General features: G+C 57.9%; 1 pseudogene. It reads right to left on the minus strand.

The features are described 5' to 3' along the window. Positions 1–113: pseudogene (locus ACW9IR_RS30040) on the minus strand (ribosome biogenesis GTPase RsgA); the annotation flags it as partial. Between the last annotated feature and the right edge of the window lie 122 nt (positions 114–235).

Genomic DNA, 235 nt, shown 5'->3' on the forward strand with positions numbered 1-235 from the left:
CCTTCAAGCGCTTCCACGGCGGAGGATTCACGTTTGGCGGCGCGAGCGGCGCGTTCACCTTGAATCTTTTCGATGCGCCAGTTTTGGCGACGGTTGAGCTGGCGTTTGGCCATGGGTGTTCCGTGTCGATAATGCAAAGGTTGGGTAAAACGGTCGCGAGTCTAGCACGCCCCCGCCTGCTAAACTGCGCAGCTACGCCAAGGTGCCAAGAGAATCAAGCCATGCAAAACCCACA

It is taken from the genome of Pseudomonas sp. SDT291_1_S447, assembly GCF_054070155.1.